The 24,333-nt window shown below is 70.0% G+C and carries 21 protein-coding genes; 7 read left to right on the top strand and 14 right to left on the bottom strand.

Annotated elements, in window-relative coordinates:
* Nucleotides 1-55: 55 nt before the first annotated feature.
* Nucleotides 56-1,255: a lipid-transfer protein gene (locus tag ACWDOP_RS17490; RefSeq protein ID WP_456345924.1), complete on the bottom strand. Its 1,200-nt coding sequence runs from the start codon at nucleotides 1,253-1,255 to the stop codon at nucleotides 56-58.
* Nucleotides 1,248-1,694, bottom strand: coding sequence for a Zn-ribbon domain-containing OB-fold protein (locus ACWDOP_RS17485; protein WP_456345923.1), 447 nt, complete (start codon nucleotides 1,692-1,694; stop codon nucleotides 1,248-1,250). The genes ACWDOP_RS17490 and ACWDOP_RS17485 overlap by 8 nt, the downstream gene beginning before the upstream one ends.
* Nucleotides 1,695-1,786: 92 nt before the next feature.
* Between ACWDOP_RS17485 and ACWDOP_RS17480 the strand changes: the two genes are divergently transcribed.
* The 3 genes from ACWDOP_RS17480 to ACWDOP_RS17470 all read left to right on the top strand — a co-directional run bounded on the left by ACWDOP_RS17480 (nucleotide 1,787) and on the right by ACWDOP_RS17470 (nucleotide 4,973).
* Nucleotides 1,787-2,605, top strand: coding sequence for a GTP-binding protein (locus ACWDOP_RS17480; protein WP_456345922.1), 819 nt, complete (start codon nucleotides 1,787-1,789; stop codon nucleotides 2,603-2,605).
* 72 nt (nucleotides 2,606-2,677) lie between these two features.
* Entirely contained in the window at nucleotides 2,678-3,670 is a 993-nt protein-coding gene (locus ACWDOP_RS17475; protein ID WP_456345921.1) for a hypothetical protein, read from the top strand.
* A 214-nt stretch (nucleotides 3,671-3,884) separates the two neighbouring features.
* Nucleotides 3,885-4,973: a serine hydrolase domain-containing protein gene (locus ACWDOP_RS17470; RefSeq protein ID WP_456345920.1), complete on the top strand. Its 1,089-nt coding sequence runs from the start codon at nucleotides 3,885-3,887 to the stop codon at nucleotides 4,971-4,973.
* 7 nt (nucleotides 4,974-4,980) lie between these two features.
* Here the strand turns inward: ACWDOP_RS17470 and ACWDOP_RS17465 are convergent, their stop codons facing one another.
* The gene (locus ACWDOP_RS17465; protein ID WP_456345919.1) at nucleotides 4,981-5,892 is read right to left on the bottom strand and encodes a LysR family transcriptional regulator; all 912 of its coding nucleotides are present in this window, start codon (nucleotides 5,890-5,892) and stop codon (nucleotides 4,981-4,983) included.
* A gap of 398 nt (nucleotides 5,893-6,290) precedes the next feature.
* Here ACWDOP_RS17465 and ACWDOP_RS17460 point away from each other — a divergent pair, with 398 nt between their 5' ends.
* Nucleotides 6,291-7,763, top strand: coding sequence for a glyceraldehyde-3-phosphate dehydrogenase (locus tag ACWDOP_RS17460; RefSeq protein WP_454201145.1), 1,473 nt, complete (start codon nucleotides 6,291-6,293; stop codon nucleotides 7,761-7,763).
* Between the two features lie 85 nt (nucleotides 7,764-7,848).
* Here the strand turns inward: ACWDOP_RS17460 and ACWDOP_RS17455 are convergent, their stop codons facing one another.
* The 3 genes from ACWDOP_RS17455 to ACWDOP_RS17445 all read right to left on the bottom strand — a co-directional run bounded on the left by ACWDOP_RS17455 (nucleotide 7,849) and on the right by ACWDOP_RS17445 (nucleotide 11,417).
* Nucleotides 7,849-8,790 (bottom strand): alpha/beta fold hydrolase, encoded by a 942-nt coding sequence (locus tag ACWDOP_RS17455; protein WP_456345918.1) that lies wholly within the window; start codon nucleotides 8,788-8,790, stop codon nucleotides 7,849-7,851.
* Between the two features lie 147 nt (nucleotides 8,791-8,937).
* On the bottom strand, nucleotides 8,938-9,876 hold the full coding sequence (locus tag ACWDOP_RS17450) for a cutinase family protein (protein WP_456345917.1): 939 nt from the start codon (nucleotides 9,874-9,876) through the stop codon (nucleotides 8,938-8,940).
* Between the two features lie 302 nt (nucleotides 9,877-10,178).
* Nucleotides 10,179-11,417 (bottom strand): serine hydrolase domain-containing protein, encoded by a 1,239-nt coding sequence (locus ACWDOP_RS17445; RefSeq protein ID WP_456345916.1) that lies wholly within the window; start codon nucleotides 11,415-11,417, stop codon nucleotides 10,179-10,181.
* Between the two features lie 424 nt (nucleotides 11,418-11,841).
* Between ACWDOP_RS17445 and ACWDOP_RS17440 the strand changes: the two genes are divergently transcribed.
* Complete coding sequence (locus ACWDOP_RS17440; RefSeq protein WP_454201141.1) at nucleotides 11,842-12,708, top strand: MinD/ParA family ATP-binding protein; 867 nt, start codon at nucleotides 11,842-11,844, stop codon at nucleotides 12,706-12,708.
* A 30-nt stretch (nucleotides 12,709-12,738) separates the two neighbouring features.
* Here the strand turns inward: ACWDOP_RS17440 and ACWDOP_RS17435 are convergent, their stop codons facing one another.
* The 4 genes from ACWDOP_RS17435 to ACWDOP_RS17420 all read right to left on the bottom strand — a co-directional run bounded on the left by ACWDOP_RS17435 (nucleotide 12,739) and on the right by ACWDOP_RS17420 (nucleotide 17,825).
* Complete coding sequence (locus ACWDOP_RS17435; protein ID WP_456345915.1) at nucleotides 12,739-14,664, bottom strand: hypothetical protein; 1,926 nt, start codon at nucleotides 14,662-14,664, stop codon at nucleotides 12,739-12,741.
* Between the two features lie 591 nt (nucleotides 14,665-15,255).
* Nucleotides 15,256-15,990, bottom strand: a complete 735-nt coding sequence (locus tag ACWDOP_RS17430) for a DUF7873 family protein (protein WP_454201139.1) — start codon at nucleotides 15,988-15,990, stop codon at nucleotides 15,256-15,258.
* Nucleotides 15,991-16,083: 93 nt separating this feature from the next.
* On the bottom strand, nucleotides 16,084-17,085 hold the full coding sequence (locus tag ACWDOP_RS17425) for an alpha/beta hydrolase (RefSeq protein ID WP_456345914.1): 1,002 nt from the start codon (nucleotides 17,083-17,085) through the stop codon (nucleotides 16,084-16,086).
* A gap of 83 nt (nucleotides 17,086-17,168) precedes the next feature.
* The gene (locus tag ACWDOP_RS17420) at nucleotides 17,169-17,825 is read right to left on the bottom strand and encodes a hypothetical protein (RefSeq protein ID WP_456345913.1); all 657 of its coding nucleotides are present in this window, start codon (nucleotides 17,823-17,825) and stop codon (nucleotides 17,169-17,171) included.
* A 497-nt stretch (nucleotides 17,826-18,322) separates the two neighbouring features.
* On the opposite strand from ACWDOP_RS17420, the gene ACWDOP_RS17415 reads away from it, so the two are divergent.
* Nucleotides 18,323-18,490, top strand: coding sequence for a hypothetical protein (locus ACWDOP_RS17415; protein WP_456345912.1), 168 nt, complete (start codon nucleotides 18,323-18,325; stop codon nucleotides 18,488-18,490).
* Between the two features lie 32 nt (nucleotides 18,491-18,522).
* On the opposite strand, the gene ACWDOP_RS17410 is transcribed toward ACWDOP_RS17415, so the two are convergent.
* A complete protein-coding gene (locus ACWDOP_RS17410; protein ID WP_456345911.1) occupies nucleotides 18,523-19,320 on the bottom strand; it encodes a HugZ family pyridoxamine 5'-phosphate oxidase in 798 nt (265 codons plus the stop codon).
* Between the two features lie 162 nt (nucleotides 19,321-19,482).
* Here ACWDOP_RS17410 and gndA point away from each other — a divergent pair, with 162 nt between their 5' ends.
* Entirely contained in the window at nucleotides 19,483-20,925 is a 1,443-nt protein-coding gene (gndA, locus tag ACWDOP_RS17405) for an NADP-dependent phosphogluconate dehydrogenase (protein ID WP_454201134.1), read from the top strand.
* 434 nt (nucleotides 20,926-21,359) lie between these two features.
* Here the strand turns inward: gndA and ACWDOP_RS17400 are convergent, their stop codons facing one another.
* The 3 genes from ACWDOP_RS17400 to ACWDOP_RS17390 all read right to left on the bottom strand — a co-directional run bounded on the left by ACWDOP_RS17400 (nucleotide 21,360) and on the right by ACWDOP_RS17390 (nucleotide 24,249).
* A complete protein-coding gene (locus ACWDOP_RS17400; protein ID WP_456345910.1) occupies nucleotides 21,360-22,667 on the bottom strand; it encodes a hypothetical protein in 1,308 nt (435 codons plus the stop codon).
* Between the two features lie 160 nt (nucleotides 22,668-22,827).
* Nucleotides 22,828-23,538, bottom strand: coding sequence for a SanA/YdcF family protein (locus tag ACWDOP_RS17395; RefSeq protein ID WP_456345909.1), 711 nt, complete (start codon nucleotides 23,536-23,538; stop codon nucleotides 22,828-22,830).
* Between the two features lie 69 nt (nucleotides 23,539-23,607).
* Nucleotides 23,608-24,249, bottom strand: coding sequence for a TetR/AcrR family transcriptional regulator (locus tag ACWDOP_RS17390; RefSeq protein WP_456345908.1), 642 nt, complete (start codon nucleotides 24,247-24,249; stop codon nucleotides 23,608-23,610).
* Nucleotides 24,250-24,333 lie beyond the last annotated feature (84 nt).

Raw genomic sequence — 24,333 nt, 5'->3', positions numbered from 1 at the left:
ATAACAAGCGAGCACCCCGAAAACCCGGGCCGCACCCGGGTTTTCGAGGATCACATCACCGGGTGACGATGGTGGCCGAACCGTGCCCGAACAGCCCCTGGTTGACCGCGATGCCCGCGGTGGCGTTCTCGACCTGACGCCCGTCGGCCTGACCGCGCAGCTGCCAGGTGAGCTCGCAGATCTGGGCGATGGCCTGGGCGGGGATGGCCTCGCCGAAGCAGGCCAGCCCGCCACTGGGATTCACCGGGATCCGCCCGCCCAGGGTCGTCGCGCCGCTGCGCAGCAGCTGTTCCGCGCCGCCTTCCTCGCACAGCGCGATGTCCTCGTACCAGTCGAGTTCGAGCGCCGTCGACAGGTCGTAAACCTCTGCGAGCGAAAGGTCTTCGGGCCCGAGGCCGGCTTCCTCGTACGCGGCGTGCGCGAGCGAGGACCGGAAGGTGCGCGCCGGCGGTTCGACGGCCACCGCGGAGTCCGTCGCGAAATCCGGAAGATCCAGCACGGTTTTCGGGAAGGTCGGGGTGACCGTGGACAGCGCCGAGATCCGCACCGGATCCGTGATGCCGTGGCGGCGTGCGTAATCCATGGAGGTCAGCACCAGTGCCGCGCCGCCGTCGCTGGTGGCGCAGATGTCGAGCAGGCGCAGCGGATCCGAGACGATGGCCGAGGCGGCGATCTCCTCGGCCGAAACCTCTTTGCGGTAGCGGGCATTGGGGTTGTTCAACCCGTGCTTGGCGTTCTTCACCTTGACCGCGGCGAAGTCGTCCAGGGTCGCGCCGTGCAGCGCCATGCGGCGGCGCGCGTAGAGCGCGAAGTAGATCGGGTTGGTCGCCCCGAGCAGGTGGAAGCGCAGCCAGTCCGGGTCGTCGCGGCGTTCGCCGCCGACCGGCTGGAAGAAGCCCTTCGGGGTGGTGTCCGCGCCGACGACCAGCGCCACGTCGGTCAGCCCGGCCAGGATCTGGGCGCGCGCGTTGGCGATGGCCTGCGCGCCGGAGGCACACGCGGCGTAGCTGCTCGAGATCTGCGCGCCGGACCAGCCCAGCGCCTGGGCGAAGGTCGCGCCGGAGACGAAGCCCGGGTAGCCGTTGCGGATGGTGTCCGCGCCCGCGATGTAGCCCACGTCCCGATGGCTCACCCCGGCGTCGGCCAGCGCCGCGCGCGCGGCGACGAGCCCGTATTCGACGAAGTTGCGGCCCCATTTGCCCCACGGGTGCATACCCGCGCCGAGGACCGCGATGTCGCGATTCGTGTCAGTCATTGACCGGCCTCCACATCCACACCGTGTGCTCGGCGTCGTCGTCCTCGTACAGCGTGCCGATGGTCAGTTCCACCGGCATGCCGACGGCCAGGTCGTCGACCGTGAAACTGCGGTCGACCTGCCCGAGGATCACCATCTTCTCGACCTCGAGCTCCACCGCCGCGACGACGTAGGGCACGAAGGGATCGGGGGAGACGTAGGGCGCGGGCGGCTTGTACCGGGCATCGGCGTACGACCAGATGCGGCCGCGCGTGGAAAACAGGTACTCGGCGAGCTCGGTGCCGTCGTGCGGACCGGAGCACTGCGGATTACGGCAGGCCAGGGTGTTCTTCGGGAAGTACGGTGTGCCGCACTCGTTGCACCGGGTTCCCTGCAGACGCACCTGACCGTCATCCGCAGTGAACCAGTCGGCCACGGCGGGGCGTTGTTCTTTCTGCACAAGCCGACGTTATAGGAACACGTTCTATTTTGGGAGGGGGAATCCGTTCCGCGCCCGCGTGCGCGCGGGTACGGTGAAGACGGCTGGAGGATATGCCGCGTCCTCGCCCCGACCTGGAGTACCACAACGCGATGGGCACCAAAGCTATTGATCCGCAATCGATCCGCAATGTCACGATCGTCGGTGACCCCGAGGAGACGGGGCGCGTGGTCCACCACCTGCTCCGGCGCTCCGGCAAACCTCGGACCAGCACGGAACCTGTTATTCATTGGGCGCCGGGGCGGGTCGATCACACCATTCGGGTAGCCGAGGTCGCCGAGTGCGCGCCGCTCGCGGAACTCGAGCGCGCCCTGCGGGTGGCGGACGGGCTGATCGTCGTGGTGCACGCCGGCCGGTTCCGCGGCCCGCGCCTGGAAACCCTGCTGCGGATCGCCGACGATCACCAGGTGGCCCGGCTCTGCCTGATCACCGGCCTGAACGATCCCGCCGCCGACTTCGACCGCTGCGTGCGCACCATCGCCGACACCCGCGGCGCGACCCCGCTCCCGCTGCAGATCCCCATCGGCACGGGCGCGAACTTCGACGGCGTCATCGATCTCGTTCAGATCCTGGCCCTGCAACCCCTCGCCGCCGAGCTCTACGGACCGCAGTGGAACCTCGCCGAAAGCCGGTACCGGGCACTGGTGGACACGGTCCTGGACCACCCGGTCCCCGGTTCGCACGCCGGCGAGCTGCCGCTGAACCAGTTCCACCACCGCGTCCGCCGACGCACCCGCATCGGCGATCTCGTGCCGATCCTGTGCAGCGCGGCGCCCAAGAGCAACGACATCGCCCCGCTCCTGGACGCCATGGTTCGGTACCTCCCGTCCCCCTTGGATGTGTGCCAGCCCGAACACGCCCTGGATTACTGACACTTCGCGCCGCGCCCGATCGTCGGGCGCGGCGGCGGGCTCCGAGCGCGGACGGGACGGCGGATGGTTCGAGTGGGGACGGTCGCGTCCGGGACGGTGAACGCCGTGCGCCGAGGCGTTGTCGCCGGCTGCGTCGCGGTCGTCGCGATCACCGGGCTCGCCGCCTGCGTCACCGCACCCGATCGGCAGGCCGAGGCGGACCGGCTGGAGACGGAGATCCGGGCCATGCCCGGGGTGCAGTGGTTGTCGGTCAACTACACCAACGAGTTCTCCTACGGCAGCCGGCTCGACCTGGACGTGGGGATGACCACCGCGTCCGAGGACCAGATCGGGGCTGTTGTCGCACGCATCGACGAGCTGACCGGGCCCGACTTCGACGGGTACCAGCGCACGACCGAATTCACCGTGGCCGAGTTCGCCACGATCGGGCGTGGGGCCGAGCTGTGGGCCGATTCGATCATCGACGACACCCGCCGGGTGCGGCGGTTTCGGGAACTGCTGCCCGTCGGCAGGCTCGAATGGCCGCGACATCCGGCGACTCCCGCCTCCTCGCTCACGGTGTTCGACGTGGAATCCGCGGACGCGGCGATCGTCGCCGCCCGCACGGCTTTCGGCGATCTCCTCGTCACGGCGCACTTCCGTCCCGGGCACATCGAACAGCGCGATTGGCAGGTCACGTTCCCGTTCACCGTGGATCAGGAATCGATTGTGCGCCAGCGGCTTTCCGAGCTGCCCGTGACGAGCGGGTCGATCGCGGTCAGTGGCGACACCGTCACCCGGCTGTCGGTCGACGCGACCCATCCGCCGACCGCCGAGGCCCACCTCGAACAGGTCATCGCAATCCTGCGCCCGCCGAAGGAGAGTCACCTCCTGCTCTCCTGGGGTGACCACAGCGGCGGCCTGGACCCCGGCGAGCTCCGGTTCGCGGGTGTGGTGGACGTCGGCGGGTGCGGCTACCGGCACGACCGCGGCGCGCGCGAGCAGGAACCCGGGCGTTTCTACACCCCCGAGGCGATCGAGCTGCAGCGCAAGCTCCGCGCGAAGTACGACACCTGCGCGCGGTGAATCGGTCGCCGGGTGCTGGCCGGGGGTATGGCGTCGCGGCGTGTGGCAACCCCACGCCCGGGCGGCACTCCGCATAGGAGGGGAGAAGGTCCGTCACGGGCCGGCGCGGTGCGGCTGCCGGTACCGGGTCGAGGCATGCGCGCCGGGTGATCGCCGAGCGATAGCGAAGCGTGTCGCCCCGGTTTGCGGACCAACCCCGATTACCGTGCTCGGAATGCGTCGAGTGCTGCTCGTCCTGTCCGCCGCGATGATGTTCGCGGGCGTCGTCGAAACCCCCGCGGCCGCCGATCCGGGCGGCTGGCAGCGGGCCCTCGAGGACATCGTCGCCTCGGGCGCGGCGGGGGTGCAGGCCCACGTGGAGACACCGGCGGGCCCGTGGGACGGGACGGCCGGGGTGGTGCGGCTGGGCGGCAACGAGCCGATTCCGGTCGGCGCTCGGTTCCGCGTCGGAAGCATCACCAAGACCTTCACCGCGACCGCCCTGCTGCAGCTCGTCGGTGAGGGCCGTATCGGCCTCGACGACAACGTCGCCGGATGGTTGCCCGAGTACGGCTTCGATCCGCGCATCACGGTGCGGATGATCCTGGCCCAGACCAGCGGCCTGCTCGACTACCTCAACGGCGGCTCGGGGTATGCCCCGCTGGTGGGTGATTCGCTCGGCGACATCCGGCGCACCTGGCAGCCCTCGGACTTCGTGCGCTGGGCCACCGACAAACCCCTCGAGTTCGCGCCCGGCAGCGACTGGGCGTATTCGAACACCAACTACATCGTCGCGGGGATGCTGATCGAGAAGGCGTCCTGGCTGCCGTATCACGTCAACATCTACACCCGGATCACGTTGCCGCTGCTCATGTTGAGCACCGGCGTGCCGCAGACCTTCGACCGGGTGCTCGGCCCGCACGCGCACGGCTACTACGACTACGGCGGCGGCCTGCTCGACGTCACCGACCAGAACCCCTCGTACGTGTGGGCGGCCGGCGGAATCGTCTCCTCCACCCGGGATCTGAGTACGTTCTTCGCCGGCCTGCTGGGCGGCCGGCTGCTGGCGCCGCACCTCCTGGCCGAGATGCGCGCGTTCCGGCACGTGAACGACACCTACGACTACGGGCTCGGACTGTACGAGTTCCGGCTCGGCGACGGCTGCGTGGGGCAGGGCCACACCGGGTACGTGAACGGGTTCGGCTCGCGCGCCCTGCGCAGTCCGGATGGGCGCTACAGCATCTCGCTGTCGATCACCGACGCCGCCGGTGACTTCTCCGGTCCGGTGCGCCGGCTCGTCGAATCCGTCATGTGCCGAAGCTGAGCGCGGGTCAGCCGGTCCGGCCGGCGGTTTCCGAGCTCAACTCCGCCAGGATCGCCTGAATCGCGGGACTCGAGTCCGAGCTGGTCCGCCACGCCGCGTACACCTCGCGCTTGGGCGGCCGCAGCAGCGGTCGCGACACCAGCTCCGCACCCAGCGGCGGCCGGGCCAGCCGCGGAATCAGCGCGATGACCGCACCGGAGGCGACCAGCGACAACTGCGTCGCGAAGTCGTCGATGAGGTGGCGGACGTCGGGGTCCTCGCTCGCCTCGGCGAACAGTCGCCGGAACCACTGGTGGCACACCGATCCCGGCGGGCTGGTGACCCAGGCGTGCCCGGCGAGATCGGTGCGGGTGAGCGGTCGGTCGAGCGCGGCGAGCGGATGCGTGCGCGCCATGACGACATCGCCCAGGTCGGTGTCCACCAGGCGCCGGGTCAGCGCCGACGGCAGCGCGGCGGAGAGCCCGTCCGCGTCGTGCACGAGGGCCAGATCCGCGGTGCCGGCGTCCACGCTGTGCAGTGCGCGGTCGGGATCCTGTTCGGTGATGCGCACCTGCAGGCCGGGGTGGCGCGCGGACAGTCGCGCGAGGGCCGGTGCCAGCAGCCCGCGAATGGCGGTCGAGAAGGCGACCACGCGCAGGGTTCCGGTCGGCTCGCCGTGGGAGACCAACTGCGCGGCGGCGACACACCGTTCCAGCGCCTGGAAGACCTCGGGCGCGGACTCGACGATGACCTGACCGGCCGGGGTCAGCACGACCTTGCGCCCGGCGGGCGCGAGCACCGCCACGCCGATTTGACGCTCGAGCCGCTTGATCTGCTGGGAGACCGCCGAGGCCGTGAAGCCGAGCTCCTCGGCGGCCTGCGCGAGGGTCCCCAGTTCGGCCACCGATCGCAGCGCGCGCAATGCTCCGACGTCGATCATGAAGGCAGACTACGGGATTGCGGTCCGGGTCCGGCCAGCTCGGAACCGGTGCCCGGGGCCGCGTCCGCGCCGATCGCGGGCGGTCGCCGACCCCGCCGGGGCGCCGGTCATGATTCCCGGGTACCGGAGTGTGGCGGAATCCACTTCCTTCGCGCCGCGCCGCCCGCCGAGCCTCCGGCCGGGCGGCTCGCGCCGAACACGGAAGTCGATGCGGGCCAATCGGAATACCGCGAATTCGCCGCCGATCGCACCGCCCCGGAACGGCCGCGCGCCCGCGTCGCGCCGGCCCGAAACGGGTGAACATCGACCTCACAGGGGGGTAGCGGGGCTCTGTGATAGTGCGGACCTGGTTAGCATCGATCAGTCGTACTGATCGAGGAAACCCCTGAGGACGTGTGTTGACTACCGACCATCTTGACCGCTGGAACGCCCACGAAGCTTCCGCGGAGGCGATGATTCCGATCATTGGACGGCTGTACCGGGACAAGGGCGTCACCATCCTGCTGCACAGCCGATCGCTGGTGAACAAATCGGTGATCAGCATTCTGCGCACCCACCGCTTCGCGCGCCAGATCGAGGGCGAAGAGCTCTCGATCGAGGAGACCCTGCCCTTCCTCGAGGTGCTCACCACCCTCGACCTGGGCCCCAGCAAGATCGACCTGGGCCGGCTGGTGATGGCCTACCGCGCCGACGACCGCGGTCTCACCGTTCCCGAGTTCACCGCCGACGTGCTCTCGGAGATCACCGGCGCGAACAAGGCCGAGGCCCAGGGCCCGCGCGACGTGGTGCTGTACGGCTTCGGCCGCATCGGCCGCCTGGTCACCCGCCTGCTCATCGAGAAGAGCGGTTCGGGCAACGGCCTGAACCTGCGCGCGGTCGTGGTCCGCAAGGGCGGCAAGGACGATCTGGCCAAGCGCGCCTCGCTGCTGCGCCGCGACTCGGTGCACGGTCAGTTCAACGGCACCATCAAGGTCGACGCGGACAACGACACGATCATCGCCAACGGCAATGTCATCAAGTTCATCTACAGCGACGACCCGGCCGCCATCGACTACACCGCGTACGGCATCAACGACGCGATCCTGATCGACAACACCGGCAAGTGGCGCGATCGCGCCGGCCTGGGCCAGCACCTGCGCCCCGGCATCGCCAAGGTGCTGCTCACCGCGCCGGGCAAGGGCGACGTGCCCAACATCGTGCACGGGGTCAACCACCGCACGCTGGATCAGTCCGAGCAGATCGTGTCCTGCGCGTCCTGCACCACCAACGCCATCGTGCCGCCGCTCAAGGCCATGGACGACGAGTACGGCATCGTGCGCGGGCACGTGGAGACGGTGCACTCGTTCACCAACGATCAGAACCTGCTGGACAACTTCCACCCGGCCGATCGCCGCGGCCGGTCGGCGCCGTTCAACCTGGTGCTGACCGAGACCGGCGCGGCCTCCGCGGTGGCCAAGGCCATGCCCGACTTCAAGGCCAAGATCACCGGCAACTCGATTCGCGTTCCCACGCCGGATGTCTCGGTCGCGATCCTGAATCTGCAGCTGCGCCGCGAGGTCGATAAGGCTGAGGTGCTGGAGTACCTGCGCGGGGTCTCCCTGGCCGGTCCGCTTAGCCGCAACCTCGACTACACCGCCGCCACCGACGTCGTCTCCAGCGATTTCATCGGCTCGCGCGCGGCCTCGATCGTGGACGCCAACGCCACCATCGTCGACGGTGACACCGCGATCCTGTACCTCTGGTACGACAACGAGTTCGGCTACTCCTGCCAGGTCGTGCGCACGGTGCAGTACATCTCGGGCATCGAGTACCCGACGTACCCGCACCTGCCCGCGGACGACCGCGAGGCCGCCCCGGCCGGCGCGCGGTAGCGCTTGACTCTCTGAACGTGTTCGGCCGCCGCGAGATCCGCGGCGGCCGAACACGTTTCGGTGTGCTTCGACGCGGCGGCCCGGCTCAGCGCGGTTGCCCGGCGGGCCGGCGCGCGCGGCAGGCCGCCAGTATGACCTCCCGGGCCGCCCGGCCCTCAGGGGTCGGGAACAGGGCGTAGTTGTGCGGCTGGCCCGGCGCCTCGTGGTAGTCGACCGCGACCCCGGCGGCCTCGGCGCGCTCGGCGAGTCCCCGGGCGTCGGTGAGGAAGATTTCCCGGGTCCCGCTGAACACCGTGAGCGGGGGCAGGCCGGCCATCGGCCCGAACAGCGGGCTCACCCGGGGATCGCGCACGTCCAGGCCGTCCGCGTAGACGCGGCCGATCTCGGCGAATCCCGGTGTCCGATGGAAGGGATCGACCGTTTCGAGGGCGGGCATATCGGGGTGTGACATCGAGGCGTCGAGCCACGGGGAGATCAGGATCAGTTCCGCCGGGCGCGGGCCGTTCGCGGCGGCCAGGGCCTGGGTCGCGGCCAGCGCCAATCCGGCGCCCGCGGAATTGCCGATCACGAAGGTCCGGCCCGGGCCGCGTTCGGCGAGGGTGCGGGCCAGCAGCGCGGCGGTGACCTCGACCATCTCGGCCGCCCCGGCGTGCGGGATCAGCGGATAGATCGGCACGATCGCCTCGGCGTTCAGCTCCCGGCCCAGTCGCGCGGCGAACTTCCAATGCGCGCCCACGATTTCCCGGATGAAGCCGCCGCCGTGCAGGAAGAAGACGGTGTCGCGTACCGGCCCGGGCGGGGTGACGCGGAAGACCGGCCAGTCCCGGAATTCCTCGCGGGTGACCGCGGCGTGTTTACCCAGGGCGGCGGGCGGGCGTACCTCGCCGGTTGTGCGGTCCCGCTTCGCGAGCGCCGCGTGCACCCGGGCCGGACTGCCGAACAGTTCGCGGTCGCCCATCGCCGCCACCAGGGCGGTGACCACGCGGGTCTGCCAACTCGGCCGCGCGGCGCGCTCGTCGGTATTCATGCTCGCTCATCTCCCTGTCGTCCCGTTGGGTGCCGGTGACCGGCACCCATCGAGCCTGACGGACCCCGCACGGCGGCGCTTTCGGAAACCTGCGGTGCCGTGAATTCGATGGACGACAGGGGATGAGTTCGCGAATGGTGCTGGGCCTCAGTAGTTCTCGTCGGCCTCGTCGGCTATCCAGTCACGCAGCCAGGCGGTGGCGGTGGAACCGCTCTCGTCGACCACGTAGCGGGGATAGGACTGGTGCACGCCGGATTCCAGGAAATCCTGTACCTGACGCATCCATTGTTCACCGGCGGGATTCTCGGCGGGAGCCGACAGAATGGCGTTGCCGCCGGGCAGCAGCGCCTCACCGAGAATGGCGTTCAGGGTGAGCGCGTAATTGGGGAATTGCAGCGGATCGGGAGCCGAGAGCTGGGTCATGAAACCCGCGAAGCGGCCGGCCAGATCGTCGTTGGGAACCGAACAGTACAGGTCGCCCTCGGCGCAGAAGGTGCGCACCTTCGGGGTGAGCCAGCCGAAGCCGCCGACTCGGGCGCCGCCCGCTCCGGCGCCGGGCACCGGGGGACCGACGAGCACGTCGGTGGGGGAGCGGCGGGGATCGGAGAGCAGACCGACGGCCACCACCTTCTCGGGCGGAATGACACCGAGGCCGGTGCCGATCTCCGCGGCCAGATCACCGGCGGCGTCGGCGCCCTGGCTGTATCCGATCAGAGCGAACTTGGTTGTGGCACAGCGCGCTGCCATTCTGACGATCATGGCGCGGGCATTGGTGACGGCCTCGAGCTTGGAGCGGCCGTACACCTCGCCCTCCCACGGCAGCGCGGTGGCCGCGTAGTTCACGTAGTCGGTGCGCACGGTGCCGGGTAGTCCGCGGGTGACCCCGGCCAGCATGCCCTGGCCGGGGTCGTCTCTGGAGGTTTCCCAGGTGCCGGGGACGGCCACCACGTTGACGTTGGGGCAATCGGCGGGACTCGCGTAGGCCGGTGTCGCACCGGCCGCGCCGAGTATTCCCGCGGCGGTCGCCAGGACCGTCGCGATGGCGCCGGATGCCGCTTTGAAGGATCGCGTAGTTCGAAAGGACAAGGTCCACACCCCTTGTTTTGTTTCAGAACGTTCGGACGACTTCTCCACACTCACATTGGTGCCGATATGTGCGCCCCCACGCGATGACACCGGGCTTGCGCTCGGTGAGGGGCGACGCGATGGGCCGAAGATATCAAAGGAACCGGATGGTCTGTCGTTGGTTGGCGGAGAAACGCCGTAAACGCCGCTACCAGCGCCTTCGGCTACGGCGAGCCTCGCGAAACCCGCTCCCGGGTGAGTCGCGATCGGAGGCTGATCCGGACCCGCGCCGGGGGTCGGCGCGGACTCGGGTGCGGGGTGCGTCAGGCCGCGCCCGCGGTGCGTTCCACGGCGTCGAGCGCGGGCAGGCTCGCCGCGCGCAGGATCTGGTGGATGAGCGGGACGATGAGGGTCATGTCGATGGCGCTCCAGCCCAGCGACATTCGGTTGTGCACGAAGCCGATGGACACCCCCGAGCGCGGATCGGCCCAGCCGGTCGAGCCGAACGCGCCCATGTGGCCGTAGCCGCGCGGGGCGCGCAGCGCGGGCAGGCTGTGGTAGCCCAGGTGCCAGAACGGCACCACCAGGGCCCGGTCGAGCTGATAGGTGCGCACCCGCTCGAGCGCCCGCACCGTGTGCGCGCTCAGGTAGGGCTTGCCGGCCGCGGTGCCGCCCGCGGCCAGCGCGCCGTACATGGTGGCCAGCCCGGTCGCGGTGCACACCGCGTTGCCCGCGGGCAGCGCCGTCTCGAGGATGCGGGGCCGATCGCCGCGGAAGATGGCCTCCAGCCCGGGGACGTAGATCGAGGCGATCGGCGCGCGTACGAGATTCGGCAGCCGGAAGGCCAGCGCCGCGGCCGGCCCCGGAATCGTGCGGTCGGCAAGGGTTTTCATCGAGCCGACCAGGTCCGCGGGCCGGGTGGGCGCGGTGGCGGGCGGGCGGCCCAGGTGGATGCCGTCGGTGCCGAGCGGCTCGGCGATCTCGGTGCGGAACAGCTCGGTCATGTCCCGGCCGGTGATCGCGCGGGCCAATCCGGCCATCAGCCAGCCGATGGTGAGGGCGTGATAGATCGGGGTGCCGCGCAGGCGATCGGGCGCGGCGGCGGCGAGCCGCTCCTCCATGAGGCGGTGGTCCAGTACCTCCTCGACGGTGGTCGCGGGCAGCGCGGACAGCCCGGCGCGGTGGCTCAGCAGCTCTTCGACGGTGATGTCCGCCTTGCCGTTCGCGGCGAATTCGGGCCAGTACTCGGCCACCGGCGCGGCGTAGTCGAGCAGGCCGCGATCGGCGAGCCGGGCCAGGACGGTGGCCGCGACGCCCTTGGAGGCGGAGTAGATCATGGCCCCGGTGTCGGCGGTCCAGGGCGTGCCGTGCGCGTCGGCCGATCCCGCCCAGATGTTCACGATCGGAACGCCGTGCTGATGCACCGCGAGCGCACCGCCATTTCCACTGCGCCCGGCGAAGATTCGCGCGAAGGTCCGCAGCGGGGCGTCGAATCGGGGATCGGCGGCGCCCTGCACTCCGATCGGCAGACAGGCGGCGGTGACTGACTGTGGTGCGTTCATCGACCAACGATAGCGGCGGGGCGGGCTCGGAAACAAGAGCTGTCTGAGACAGAATGAATTCGCCTGTCCGACACAATGTGCCAACGTCGCGATTCGTTGTGAAATCGTTCGCACGAACAGGCGCGTCCCCGAGATCGGATGTAGTATCTTTCGCTATCGAAAGGGGTTGTTGTGCAACTGTTTTGCAACTCCCTTTCGGCAATGCGACCGTAGGGGGTGTGCCGGGGGCGGGTACTCGAGGATTTCATCGAATATGTCGTAGCGCAGGGGGAACAACGTCGGCACGACGTGGAGTCGGCCGCCCCGCGAGGCGCTGCATCCAGATCGTTCACGCGATGTACGCCATCGCTGTCGCCGTCAGCGCGGACGCCGCGACAATCCCGATTCCGCAGCTTGGAATGCCGCTCGCACGAAGGAATCTCCAGTGTTCGACGTAATCCCCGATCATCCGGCCCGGCTGTCCACCACCCCGACCGACCTCTCGCTGCTGCTGCGCCCGCCGCCCCCGGGATCGCCCACCGACCTGGTCCGCCCGAAGATCAACAACGGCATGCTGCTGTGGGCCGATCTGCCCTCGGTGCTGGTGCTGGGCAGCTCCGGCGGCTCGGGCGCCACCACCACCGCGCTCGGCATCGCCACCGCCGCCTCCTACAACTACCGTGAGCATTCGCCGGTCGTGGTGGACGCCACCGCCACCGGCGGCGATCTGGCCTCGCGCGGGTGCGATGCCATCGATCCCGCGGGCACCGTGCAGAGCTGGCTGAACATGAGTCACCGCAGCCTGGCCTCGGCCGTGCTGGACAGCTGCGGCGAGAACACCTCGAGCGTCGGCATCCTGCCCCGCGGCCCGGAGGCGCTGCCGCGCCGGGAGAGCTACGCCTCGGTGCACCGCAGCCTCTGTGACGCCGGCTGCCTGCCGGTGTACGACGCGGGCGCGCCGGTCACCAACCGCATGATCTCGCCGCTGCTCTCGGATTCCCGTATCGCCCTGGTGATCACCCTGGCCGCCCGGCCCGACGCGGTGAACCGGCTGCGCCCCGCCCTGGTCTGGCTCGACGACAACTACGGCGAATACCACCTCGCCGAGGCCGTCATCGTGGTGACCCGCCAGCACCCCACCGACGGGCCGGGCGTCGCCAAACACATCCGCACCTACCTCGGTAAGTTCGTGCGCTCGGTCGCCGAGATTCCCTACGACGCCCACCTCGCCTCCGGTGGCCCTGTCACCTGGTCCAAGCTCGCGCCGCCGACCCGCACCGCCTACCGGCAGATCGTCAATCTGCTCCGATAGGGCTGCGCGGCACCGGGTTTCGCGGGCCGGTCAGGGCTGGTAGCGGGTGCTGCCGTCCACCGGGCGGGTCGTGCTGACCAGTTTCGCGTAGCAGTGATCGGCGTCGATGTTCTGCTGCGCGCACCACCCGATCGCGCCGCCGGACGTGGCGAAGGAAACCCCCGCCACGGTGACCCAGTAGTCGTCCTCGCCGTAGGTCGTCCACGAGCCCGATTCCAGCAGGCGCGCGCCGGGATAGCGCCCGCGCAGCTCGCGGTGCTCCCGCAGGATGTCGGCGTGACCCCAGGTCGTGCCCTCGGCGCTCATGCCGTACCGCTTCGAACTCAGTTGCGGCACCCAGCGTTCGGCGAGTTCGCGGCGGACCGCGTCGTCGTCGGCGGCGACCGTGGCGCGGAGTTCGGCCAGTCCGGTGGCTTCGCCGTCCGGGGGAGCTGCCGCGGTGGTGGCGGGGCCCGGCATGGCGTTCACGGTCTCGCCGGTGGTGATGCCGGCCGCGGTGGTGTCCGGCTCGCCGCGCAGTTCCAGGACGACGGCGACCGCGACGGCCGCGATGACCGCCAGGGCCGTGGCCACCGCGACGCGCCACTTGGCCGCGGGACGGCGGGCAGGCGGCTGGGGGTCTCTATCCGGTTGGCGCTGACCGGGATTCGATGGGTGCTGGTCGGGATTCGGTGAGTGCGGGTCGTGAGCGCGTGAGCGCGGGCTGTGGGTCGGTGAGTATGGGTCCTCGGCGCGTGAGTGCGGGTTGTGGGCCGGTGCGTGCGGATCCTCGGCGCGTGGGCGCGGGCGCCGGGCGTGTGGGCGCGGGTCGTGGGGCGGCGAGTGTGGGTCGTTGGCGCGTGCGCGTGGGTCGTGGGCCGGTGCGTGCGGGGTGTGGGCATGTGAACGTGGATCGTGGGCAGGCAACCGCGGATCGTGGGAACGTGCGCGTGGGTCCTGGGCCGGTGCGTGTTGCCCACGTGAGCGTGGGTCGCGAGCCCGTGCGGCACCCGACTCGGCGACCGGGCCCGGCTGCCCGCCTCGAATCGCGGTGTCCCCCGGCGCGTTTCCCGGCACCCGCGGCAGGACGGCGGTCACGTGCGCGGCCTCGACCGCCGGATCGAGTGCTTCGGCCAGCGCCGAGATCCACTCCTCGGGCACCGGCCGCATCCCCGGCGCGGGGGAGAGCGCCGCCCGGGTGAGCCGCACGATCGCGGCGGGCGTGTACGGCGGCAGCCGGGCGGGGTCGCGGGTGGCGGGGTCCCCGGAGAGCATTCGCAACGCGAGCAGGCCGAGTTTGTAGGCGTCGGAGTACGGCGTGGCCGATTGCTCGCCCGATCCGATCGAGCGCACGTCCCAGCCCGGCGTCTCCGCCTGCGGGCTCACCGACACCGCGCCCGATCGCGCGGTGTCGCACCCGGTGAGATACACCCGGCGCGCGGGCCGCAGCGCGAACAGCAGGTTCCGCGGCGCGAGATCACCGACCGAAACACGATGCCGGTGCAGCAGTTTCAGCGTTTCGGCGACCTCGGCCAGCAGCTCGTACCGGTGCCGGTCGGTGAGCGCGATGCCGCGCGCGGCCACCAGCCCGTCGGCGTCCAGCAGGTACTGGAAGCGGGCCGCGACCGGCGGTGCGTGATCGTTCCCGGCGTCGAGGAAGAACACGCGCGGCGCGAGCGGCATCAGGAATCCCGCGATCGCGCCGGAACCGTCCTGCTCGACGACCCCGCACGGCCACGCCGCCCGCGCGAGCAACTCGGCCCGCTCCGCACGCGCCAGCGTGCCGGGAAAGGCGGCGAGCTCCGCCAGCGCGGCCCCGTCCAGCTCGCCCAGCACCCGCGGTTCGTATTCCAGAAAAGCCAGCGAATTCCCCGGCGGCGCCCCCGCGTTCGGCGCGGCGTACACCACGCCCCGCTCCCCGTAGCTGAGCCGGTACAGCGTCCCCAGCGCCGTCCGCTTCCATCGCCGCAGTGCCATGAGCCAGCCTTCACTCCCCGGAGCGGCCACCTCGGCCGGCGGTCCCGAGTCGCTCCGGTGCCGCACACCCGAGCCGGAGGGAATGCTGTGGCCCTCGTCTCGCATGATCGCAACGAGCATAGCGTTCCCGGGGCCCGAATCCCGGTGCGGTTCAACACTGATATCGGGTGCTGCCGGGTGATGGTGCGGACATGGGGAAGCCCCGAGGGCTAGCCTGCCTCGGGGCTCCGGTGTCCACCCATTTGCAACGCGCCGACACGGTGGAGAACGGTCTGAGTTTGAGGACGTAGTGCTCTGCGATTGAGCTACGGCCCATTGGTGGCTGAGCCGGCGGGAGTTGAACCCGCAACCTCTACGTTGACAAACCGTTCGTTCGATTCGGCGTTCGGTGGAAAATGCTGAAGCTCGAGCGATAATCTGAGTTTCAAGGCACGGCGCCTCTGCCGTTGGGCTACCCCGCCGGGTGGATGGCAGGGGGAGGATTCGAACCTCCACTGGACCGTTGTGGTGCCTGTGACACAGAGCTTCTGTTTCAGCTTGCGCTCTTGCGCGGCACCGACATTAGCCGGTGCCGCGGGCGCTGCCAACCGATTATCGGGCGAACAGGTAGCCGAAGACCTCCGCACCCGGATGCTGCTGGGTGATCTCGGCGTTGTTGGCCTCCTCGCGGGCGAATTTCACCGCCTGCTGGAGCTTTTCGACCCGTTCGGTCAGTTCGTTCACCCGCTTGGCGGGCAGCGCGCCGGAGAACTTGATGGTGCGCCAGTAGCCCACGACGACGTCCTCGTGGTAGACCTCGACCTGCGCCGGATGCTTGTCCGTCGCTTCGGCTTTCACATGGTTGCGCGGAATCTTCTTGGTGCGCACCGTCTGTACCGGCTCGGTCGCGTAGCAGTCGGCGGAGGCGTCGTACTCCCAGGACTCGGCGGCGTCGAGCACCGGCAGCTTGCGCACGAAGGTGTGCAGGTCGACCAGCTGCTTCTCGAGGAAGAGCAGATAGGTGACCGGGGCGTCGCGCACCAGCGTGCGCCCGTCGACCACCACGTCGGCGGTGGCCGCGCAGTTGGCCCAATCCTTGGTCGCCACCACGTCGAACAGCTTGGTCAGAATCTGCGCCGTGGTCTCGAGCACCGCGTCCGCCTTGACCTGCACCCGCGTCGACTCGGGCGGCAGCTGCTCGCCCTCTTCGTCCTTGGGCCGGTAGGTGCGCGAAATACCGGTCAGCAGCGGATTCTTCGCCAGCTGGTGATGGGCGTCGGTGAGCTCGGAAAAGGTTCGGGACTTGATCCCTTTCTCCACGGCGACAATCTGATTCAAACGTGTCATGCCCGCACTGTAACGATCACCGGCCCGGCCCGACCAGTGGATTTTCACCGGATCGGGCCGCGCGCAGGCGGTTTCGGTGTCAGCCGTGCGGCATCAGCGGGTGAGCGCCTCTTCCAGCACCGGCCACGACCGATGCAGCGCGTCCTCCCAGTACTTCCACGAATGCGTTCCGGTGGGCCGGAATTCGACCGTCGCGGGAATGGCCAGCGTGGAGAGCTTCTCGGCCAGGCGCACGGTGCACGCGTTGGTGGCGGCCTCGATGGCCCCGCCCAGGATGATCTGGTTCGCCAGGGTGAACGCCTGGCCGCCGACCATGTCGAGGGTGTCCGCGGGTCCGGGCAGTCCGGTCGAGGACGAGATGTAGATCGTCTTGCCGCGCAGGCGTTCGGCGTTGACGAGCGCGTCGTTGGCCAGCCACGCGGGATCGTTGTCCTCGCCCCACATGTTGCGGGGGTCGGCGTCACCGCGCTCGAGCACGAGTCCGACGTACTCGCGGCCCAGTTGATCGGAGGTGGAGGCGCAGCCGCTGTAGGAGGCCACCGCGCGGTAGACGTCGGGGGCGGCGATCGCCAGGTTCAGCGCGGAGGACGCCGACATCGACACCCCGGCAATGGCGTTCGCGCCGGACGCGCCCAGGGCGGCGTCGAGCACGGGCGGCAGTTCGCTGGTCAGGAACGTCGTCCACTTGTGCCGGCCGAGCGCGGGATCGTCACGCTGCCAGTCGGTGTAGTACGAGAACGAGCCGTCCACGGGGGTGACCACATTGACGTTCTTGGTGGCGAAGTAGTGCACGATGTCGGTCTGCCGGTACCAGGTCGCCATGCCGGTGCCGCCGCCCGCGCCGTTGAGCAGATACAGCGTGGGACGCGGCACGCTGTTGTCGAAGGGGAGCAGTACCTGCAGCGCGATGGTCCGGCCCATGCTGGGGGAGAACACGTGCATGGTCTGCTGCCGCGGGTTCGCCTTGTCGACACGCACGACCTCGGCCTCGGTGGGATCCGCACCGGCGACGGCGGGATCGACCGCCGGAACCGCGAAAGCCAGTGCGGCGGTGAGGCAGGAACTCGCGAGCAGTGCCCACAGTCGGTGTTTCATGAACAAAGCGCTCTTTCGTAGAACTCGCCGGCAAGACCGGGCCGGCCGCCGGCGTCCCGCGGGACACCGGCCGCCGGTGGTGATCAGCTGCCGATGTACTTCTTGATCACGTCGGCGATGACGTCGCTGAAGGAGCCGGTCGAGCTGAGCTGTCCGTCGGAGGAACCGAGGCCGTTGTTGCCCAGGCTGCCGACCACGCCCTCACCCGCGTTGGGGGCGCGAGTGGTGAAGCAGGCGGTCAGGTTCGGCATCTCGTTGCTCACGCCGACCGTGCCGGCCACGCCGACGCCACCACTGGTGATCTGCTGACCCTTGGGCAGGTTGCCGGGCACGATGTAGGTGATGTCCATGGTCAGCGGGTTGCTGGAGTTGACGAACCAGCCGGTGTTGGTGACCTTCCAGCCGGCCCCGTTGGGGCTGGCGGTGACCTCTTCGGTGCGCTGGCCGCCCACGAGGTGGTACGCGGTGATGGTGGTCTTGACCGGTGAGCCGAAGCCCGACGGCGGGAAGTCCGTGATGGTGTTGACGTACGGATTGCCGATGCTCGTCGTGCCGATGATGATCGTGTAGGTCACCGCCGTTCCGACGCCGACGGTCTCGGCGCTGGCGATCTTCTCGTAGATGTGCTTGATACCGACCGTGCTGATGTCCTGCTTGGTCTGGTAGCTGCGCACCTCGCAGCCCTCGGCGGCCGAGGCGGTGCCCGCGCTGACGCCGACGGTCAAGCCCGCAGAAACCAAAGCGGCCGACGCTGCGATCGCGGCGATCCGATGAGTTCGGAACATTCTTTCTCCTCTTCGTCCCGCAGCTGTCACGGGACACCACAAAGCTGCCGAGTTCTGCGGAAACTCGGGGGTGATTCGGGCCACCCGGGGACCTAGTAAACAGGTGAAACTGGGCGTGCGTCCAGGTTTTCGAAAAATTGCTTGCGAGAATTCGGAAACCTACTGCGACAGCGTTATCGGGCAATGCTCGAATAACAATTCCGGTGAATCCCGGTGGGTGAATGCAGGGCTGCGCAAAGCCCTGTGCGAAGGGTCTGACTATAACACGTTTCAGTCGCTGTCCAACCCACTCGCCACCGAACGGGAGCCGGCCGCCCGGTACGCCCGGCGCCGGAAATGCGGTGGAGCCCGCGCGCCCGGGCGGACGATGATGTCGAGCATGTTCCGCGTCGAAGGTCTCGAACGCGCCGAGTGCGAGCCCACCGGCATCCGCACCCCGCTCGGGGGTGGTCGTGCACACGGTCACCCTGGACCGGTACGTGCTGCCCGACTTGCCGTGCGCGGCATGGCGTTTACCCACCGGTGCGCGGCTGTACCGCTGGCGGGACCGAGCCGCCACCGTCGACGTCGGCATCGACGCCGCACCTGCCCAGCTCGGTCCCGGGCTCACCTGGACGTGAGTGGGTGGCCCGGCGCGAGCGCGGCTGTCCGACTATGCCTGCTGCGAAGCTCGGGCCAGATCGACCGTCGCCGAACGCAAGTCGGCCAGGGTGTCGATGGGCGACAGGTACCCGACGCGGGTCACCGCGATCCCGCGCGGCGTCGTGACGCGCAGGTCCAGGCCGTAGCGATCGGCCACCTCGCACACCGCCGCCGTCGCGTCCGGATAACCGCCGCGGGCGCGGGCCATGTCCAGCAGGGCGTCGGCGTGATCGTCGTTCAGGTGCGCGATGGCGCGGCCCGCGCCCGGCGCGACCGGATCGGGCGCGGCGGCACGGTAGTCCGCGGCGGTGGCCGAGTCCATGCGGCCGTAGCCGCCCACCCAGCGCACGCGTTCCACGCGCAGGATCCAGACGGTGAAATCACTGAAGTCGATGTAGTACTTGGCCGCCGGGACCGCGGCGAGGTGGGCCGCGCGGGCCGCCTCGGCCTCCGCGCCCTCGGGACGCTCGACGACGCCCGCGAGGGTGACCCGGGCCGCGGCGAGCGGATCCGACGGCAGGTCCGGGGTGACCACGGACAGGCTCGCGCGCGGATCGTTTGCGAGATTTCGTCCGTGCTCGGCCAGCCGGGAGACGCACAGGACGGGCTGCCCGTCCAGCAGTCCGTAGGTCACGAACGAGGCCCACGGCGCGCCGTCGGCGGACAGCGAGGCGAGGGTGGCGGCATTGGTGACCTCGGCGATGGTGCGCGCCTCCTCGGCTGCCGAGGGGCGTGCGGAATTCGCGATCGGGGCCAGTGGCTGCGGGGTCGAGGGCGCGTCACCGGGGTCGCCGTGGTCGAGAGGCATGGCTCACAGGCTACGCGGAGCCGGGGTGGACCAGGGACCGTCTCTTCGCCCGCGGGGGCGACCCGGTAGAAAAGACACAGGCGTCAGGGGCTTGCACCTGCGCCGCCGCCGCATTCGGTTGCGGGCGGTCACGCACCTACAGCAGTCGAATGGAGAGAGTCTATGGCGGCCTCTACAGCGCGCGCCCAGATCGGCGTCACCGGTCTCGCGGTCATGGGCAGCAACATCGCCCGCAACTTCGCCCGGCACGGCTACACCGTCGCGCTGCACAATCGCAGTGTCGCCAAGACCGACGCGCTGCTCGCCGAGCACAGTGGCGACGGCGATTTCGTGCGCACCGAGACCATCGAGGAGTTCGTCGCCGCGCTGGAGAAGCCGCGCCGCGTGCTCATCATGGTGAAGGCGGGCGACGCCACCGACGCCGTCATCGAGGAACTGGCCGACGCCATGGAGCCCGGCGACATCATCATCGACGGCGGCAACGCCCTCTACACCGACACCATTCGGCGCGAGGCGGCCATGGCCGCGCGCGGGCTGAACTTCGTGGGCGCGGGCATCTCCGGCGGTGAGGAGGGCGCGCTCAACGGCCCGGCCATCATGCCCGGTGGCCCCAAGGAGTCCTACGAATCCCTGGGCCCGCTGCTGGAATCCATCGCGGCGCAGGTCGACGGCACCCCGTGCTGCACCCACATCGGCCCCGACGGTTCCGGCCACTTCGTCAAGATGGTGCACAACGGCATCGAGTACGCCGACATGCAGCTGATCGGCGAGGCGTACAACCTGTTCCGCGACGCGCTGGGCCTGGACGCCAAGCAGATCGCCGACGTGTTCACCGAGTGGAACAAGGGCGACCTGGAGAGCTACCTGGTCGAGATCACCGCCGAGGTGCTGAACCAGGTCGACGCCAAGACCGGCAAGGCCCTGGTCGACGTGATCGTGGACGCCGCCGAGCAGAAGGGCACCGGCCGCTGGACGGTCAAGTCCGCGCTCGATCTGGGCGTGCCGGTGACCGGGATCGCCGAGGCCGTGTTCGCGCGCGCCCTGTCCGGTTCGCGTGCCCAGCGCAAGGCCGCGGTGGGCCTGGCCTCGGGTCACCTGGCCGACAAGCCCACCGACGTGGCCGAGTTCACCGAGGCCATCCGCCAGGCCCTGTACGCGTCGAAGATCGTCGCCTACGCCCAGGGCTTCGATCAGATCGCCGCCGGTTCCGCCGAGTACGACTGGAACCTCAATCCCGGTGACCTGGCCACGATCTGGCGCGGCGGCTGCATCATCCGCGCCCGGTTCCTGAACCGGATCAAGGACGCCTACGAGCAGAACCCGGAGCTGCCGTCCCTGATCCTGGCCCCGTACTTCCGCGAGGCGATCGAGACCGCGATCGACTCCTGGCGCCGCGTGGTCTCGACCGCGACCCTGCTCGGCATCCCGGTTCCGGCCTTCGCCTCCTCGCTCTCGTACTACGACGCCCTGCGCGCCGAGCGCCTGCCCGCCGCCCTGACCCAGGGCCAGCGCGACTTCTTCGGCGCCCACACCTACGAGCGCGTGGACGCCGACGGCAAGTACCACACCCTCTGGAGCGGCGACCGCTCCGAGATCAGCGCCTAGCGAACAGGTTTCACCCGGAGGGCGGTGCCCGCGCGATAACCGCGCGCACCGCCCTCCGGCGTTCGCGGCGCCGAGCGGTGTCCGAGTTCGGCTCGCCTGTCGTGGACGGGTGCTCGGTCGTGGGCGTCCTGCTCCGGCGGGGCGAGCGCGCTCCGCCTGAGAGCAGCAACTCGAACTCGGTTGTGCCGGTGGATAAGCCGGGAGCCCGTTGCGCGACGCGACGAGGTTTCGGCGATCACCGCGACCGCGGCCGGGAAGCCGCGCGGGTGGTCGGCATCGGCAGCAGCGCCGCATCGCACGACAGGTCCGGGCCGCAGTTACCAACCGGCGCGCCGTGTCCCCGGGTTCCGTTGCCCCACTGGCGGGTTCGCCGCCGCCCTCACTTCGGCAGGGCCCCAACGGGTTCGGGGGTAGCAACCGATGTCCCGGCGGATTCAGGGTGATGGAGGTGCCGCCGGCTCACCGCGGGCGGTGATCGAGGCCAGGGCCGCGCGGATCGCGGCGCACAGCCGGGTGTCGTCGCGTGGGCGGCCGTGGGTGGCGGGGGAGACGTCGAAGCCCAGGAGGCGTTCGTCCGAGGCCAGCGCGGGGGACAGGAGGGGGATCGCGGCGTGGGCGGGGGCGCCGATCGCGGTGACCAGGCGCAGGGCCGTGCGGGATTCGCGATCGGTGTAACCCGTGGTGAAGGGTTCCAGGGCGCGTAGCGCCTCGGGGAGGGCGGGGGCGGGATCGCCGGTCAGGTGGAACCAGGCGTAGGCCGCGTTGATGCGTTCCCAGCGGTTGTCCGAGGTCAGGCGGGGGCGTAGCGCCGGGGCGAAATCGGCTGCGAGGGTGCCCAATTCGGCGAGTCGGCCGTAGTCGACGGCGCGGCCGGAGTGCAGGGCGGCGCCGAGGACCTCGCGGGCCAGGGTGGGATCCGAGGTCAGCCGCCAGTGTGCCCACGCGGCCTGCTGTACACCGAGCCAACGGTATTCGCGGACGGGAGCGTCGCCGGTGTAGTGGTGCGGCGGGCGGTCGAGGCCGCGGGCGATGCGTTCGAGGGCGGATGCGGCGGCGCGCGGCCCGTGCGGGCCCAGCGCGCCGAGCGCGGCCACCGCCGTGCGGGCGCCGGTCGTGCGCAGTTCGCCGACCAGCCGCATGTTCGCCCCGATCCGCGACGGCGCTGAGGCGGGCTTCCAGGACGACAGGGCGGTGAGCAGGCTGTCGTGGGTGAAGGTCCGGGTCATGGTGACGCGCATGGCCCAGTGCAGTGGATCCGGCAGTTCGGCCAGTGGGGCGAGCACCGACTCCACCGCCAGGCTCGCGAATCGCTCCGCGCGCCACTCGGTGGTCAGCCACTCGCGCAACGCCTCGGCCGCGCCGGGATGGCCGATGCCGCCGAGGGTGCGCAGCGCGGCGGGGAAGGTGCGCTCGCGCTCGAGCGCGGTCACCAGCAGCGGGATGACGGGCGTGTAGTCCGGGGCGGGCTCGCTGTCGACCAGCGCGAGCAGGGCCCCGCTCTCGGTGCCGCCCTCGAACCGGGTGCGGACCAGGTTGCGCGCGAGCCCGATCAGCAGTTCGGGATCCGCCGTGCGCCAGGCCATCAGGACGGCCGCGGCCATGTCGGAGCCGGCCCACCGGCCGTTGGGGTCGTCCGATCGCAACGCCGTCACCGCGTTCTCCACCCGCGCGGCCAGCCCCATCGCGCGCCGGTTGGCCGCCCGTTCGTCGATGGCGGCTCGGCGTCGATCCTCCCACCTCATCCCCGAACGCTACCGGCGGCGGCGTGCGGGCCGCACGTGAATCCGGTTCGGCGCGGTCGGATGCCGGGCCGCGGACGCGGCCGGCCACGCACCCGGGCACCCGCTCGCCGCCGCCGATCCGTTCGCCGACCATGCCGGCCCGGGCAGTTGCGCCCGGGTGTCAGGACGTAGCCGTCATCGCCTCGCGCACCGACGACTCCTCCGGCCCGAGGAGCTTCGGATCCGGCTGCACGGCAATGGAATACATGGCCTTCACGGCCGCGAGCTGATCGCGGAGCCAGCACTTGCGGTACGTGCCGTTGTGTATCTGGGTGTCGTCCCCGACCGCGACGGCGTCGATCCCGACCGAGCGGCACAGGGCGATGGTGCGCGGCACGCTGAAATCCTGGGTGACCGCGATGGCCGAGCGCACCCCGAAGATCCGGTACGCGCGGGCGCACGAGTCGTAGGTGCTGAACCCCGCGTAGTCCAGCGCGATCTTGTTCGCCGGGACGCCGCGATCGAGCAGATACTGCCGCATGTTGTCGGGCTCGTTGTAGGAGTTGTGCCCGTTGTCCCCGGTCAGCAGCAGCGCCCGGACCTTCCCCGATTCCAGCAGCTGCCGCCCCAGATCGAGCCGGGCGGCCAGATACGGCGAGGGCTTGCGGGTGCTGTACATCTCGGCGCCGAAGACGATGGCGACGTCGGCGGCGGGCGCGGTCGCGGCCGAGTACTGGAAATCCCGGGTGGTGAAGCGAATCCACAGCACCGAGCTCAGCAGCACCAGCAGCCCGGCCAGCAGCGCGGCCACGAACATCTTGCCGATACGGCGCGGCCGCAGCAGGGTTCGCACCCGGGTGCGGGTGCCGCGCGGTGTGTCACGGAGCTTCATGGCCCGAGTGTGCCCGATCTTGCTCGGGAAACGGTTGGCGCTCGCTTGTAACCGCGCGGCGTCAGAGCCCTACGGCTGCGGCGCCGGCTGCACGCCGATCATCGGCAGGATCGTGCGCCGCGCGAAGTCCCGCGCAGCCTGTTCGTCGTCCAGCGGAATGAGCCCGTCCGGGGTCAGCACCAGCGACTGCCCCAGCCGCGCGAGGACCTCGGCCACCAGATCCGCGTCGAAGTCCGGCACGTTGCCCGAGGCCTGCAGCCCGCGTAGCTTGTCGGCCAGATACGACCGGCCGACCGCGAGCACCGCGCCGCCGTCCGTGGTCAGCCTGGGCAGGATGGCGTCGGGTTCGGTGCGCAGAAGTCGTTGCAGCAGTTGATTGTTCGCCAGGTTGGTGATGAACGAGACGAAGATCTCCACCATCTGCTCGTCGACCGGAACGCCGTTGTCGGCGACCTCCAGTACCCGCTTGTCGATCTCGGCGACGAACTGCTGCGCCTCGCGCACCCCGACCGCCTCGACCAGCTCGTTCTTGGACTCGAAGCGCCGATACAGCGTGGCGGGGCTGATGCCCGCGCGCCGCGCGATCTCACCCATGCTGGTGCGCTTGATACCGAAATCCAGGAATGCCGAGAGCGCACTCTCGAGTAACTGTTCACCCTCGGTGCGCGGCTTCTCCAGAATGCGTTGCAGGATGGCTGGCACGGACGGCATCGAGTCTCCAGTCGATCGGTTGGCATCCGCGACATTGCGGTGACGGCGGCGTCATTATCGCATCGGGCCGCGGGTGTACCGGTC

It is taken from the genome of Nocardia sp. NPDC003693 (assembly GCF_053981095.1).
This window is presented reverse-complemented; position numbering and strand designations above follow the sequence as displayed.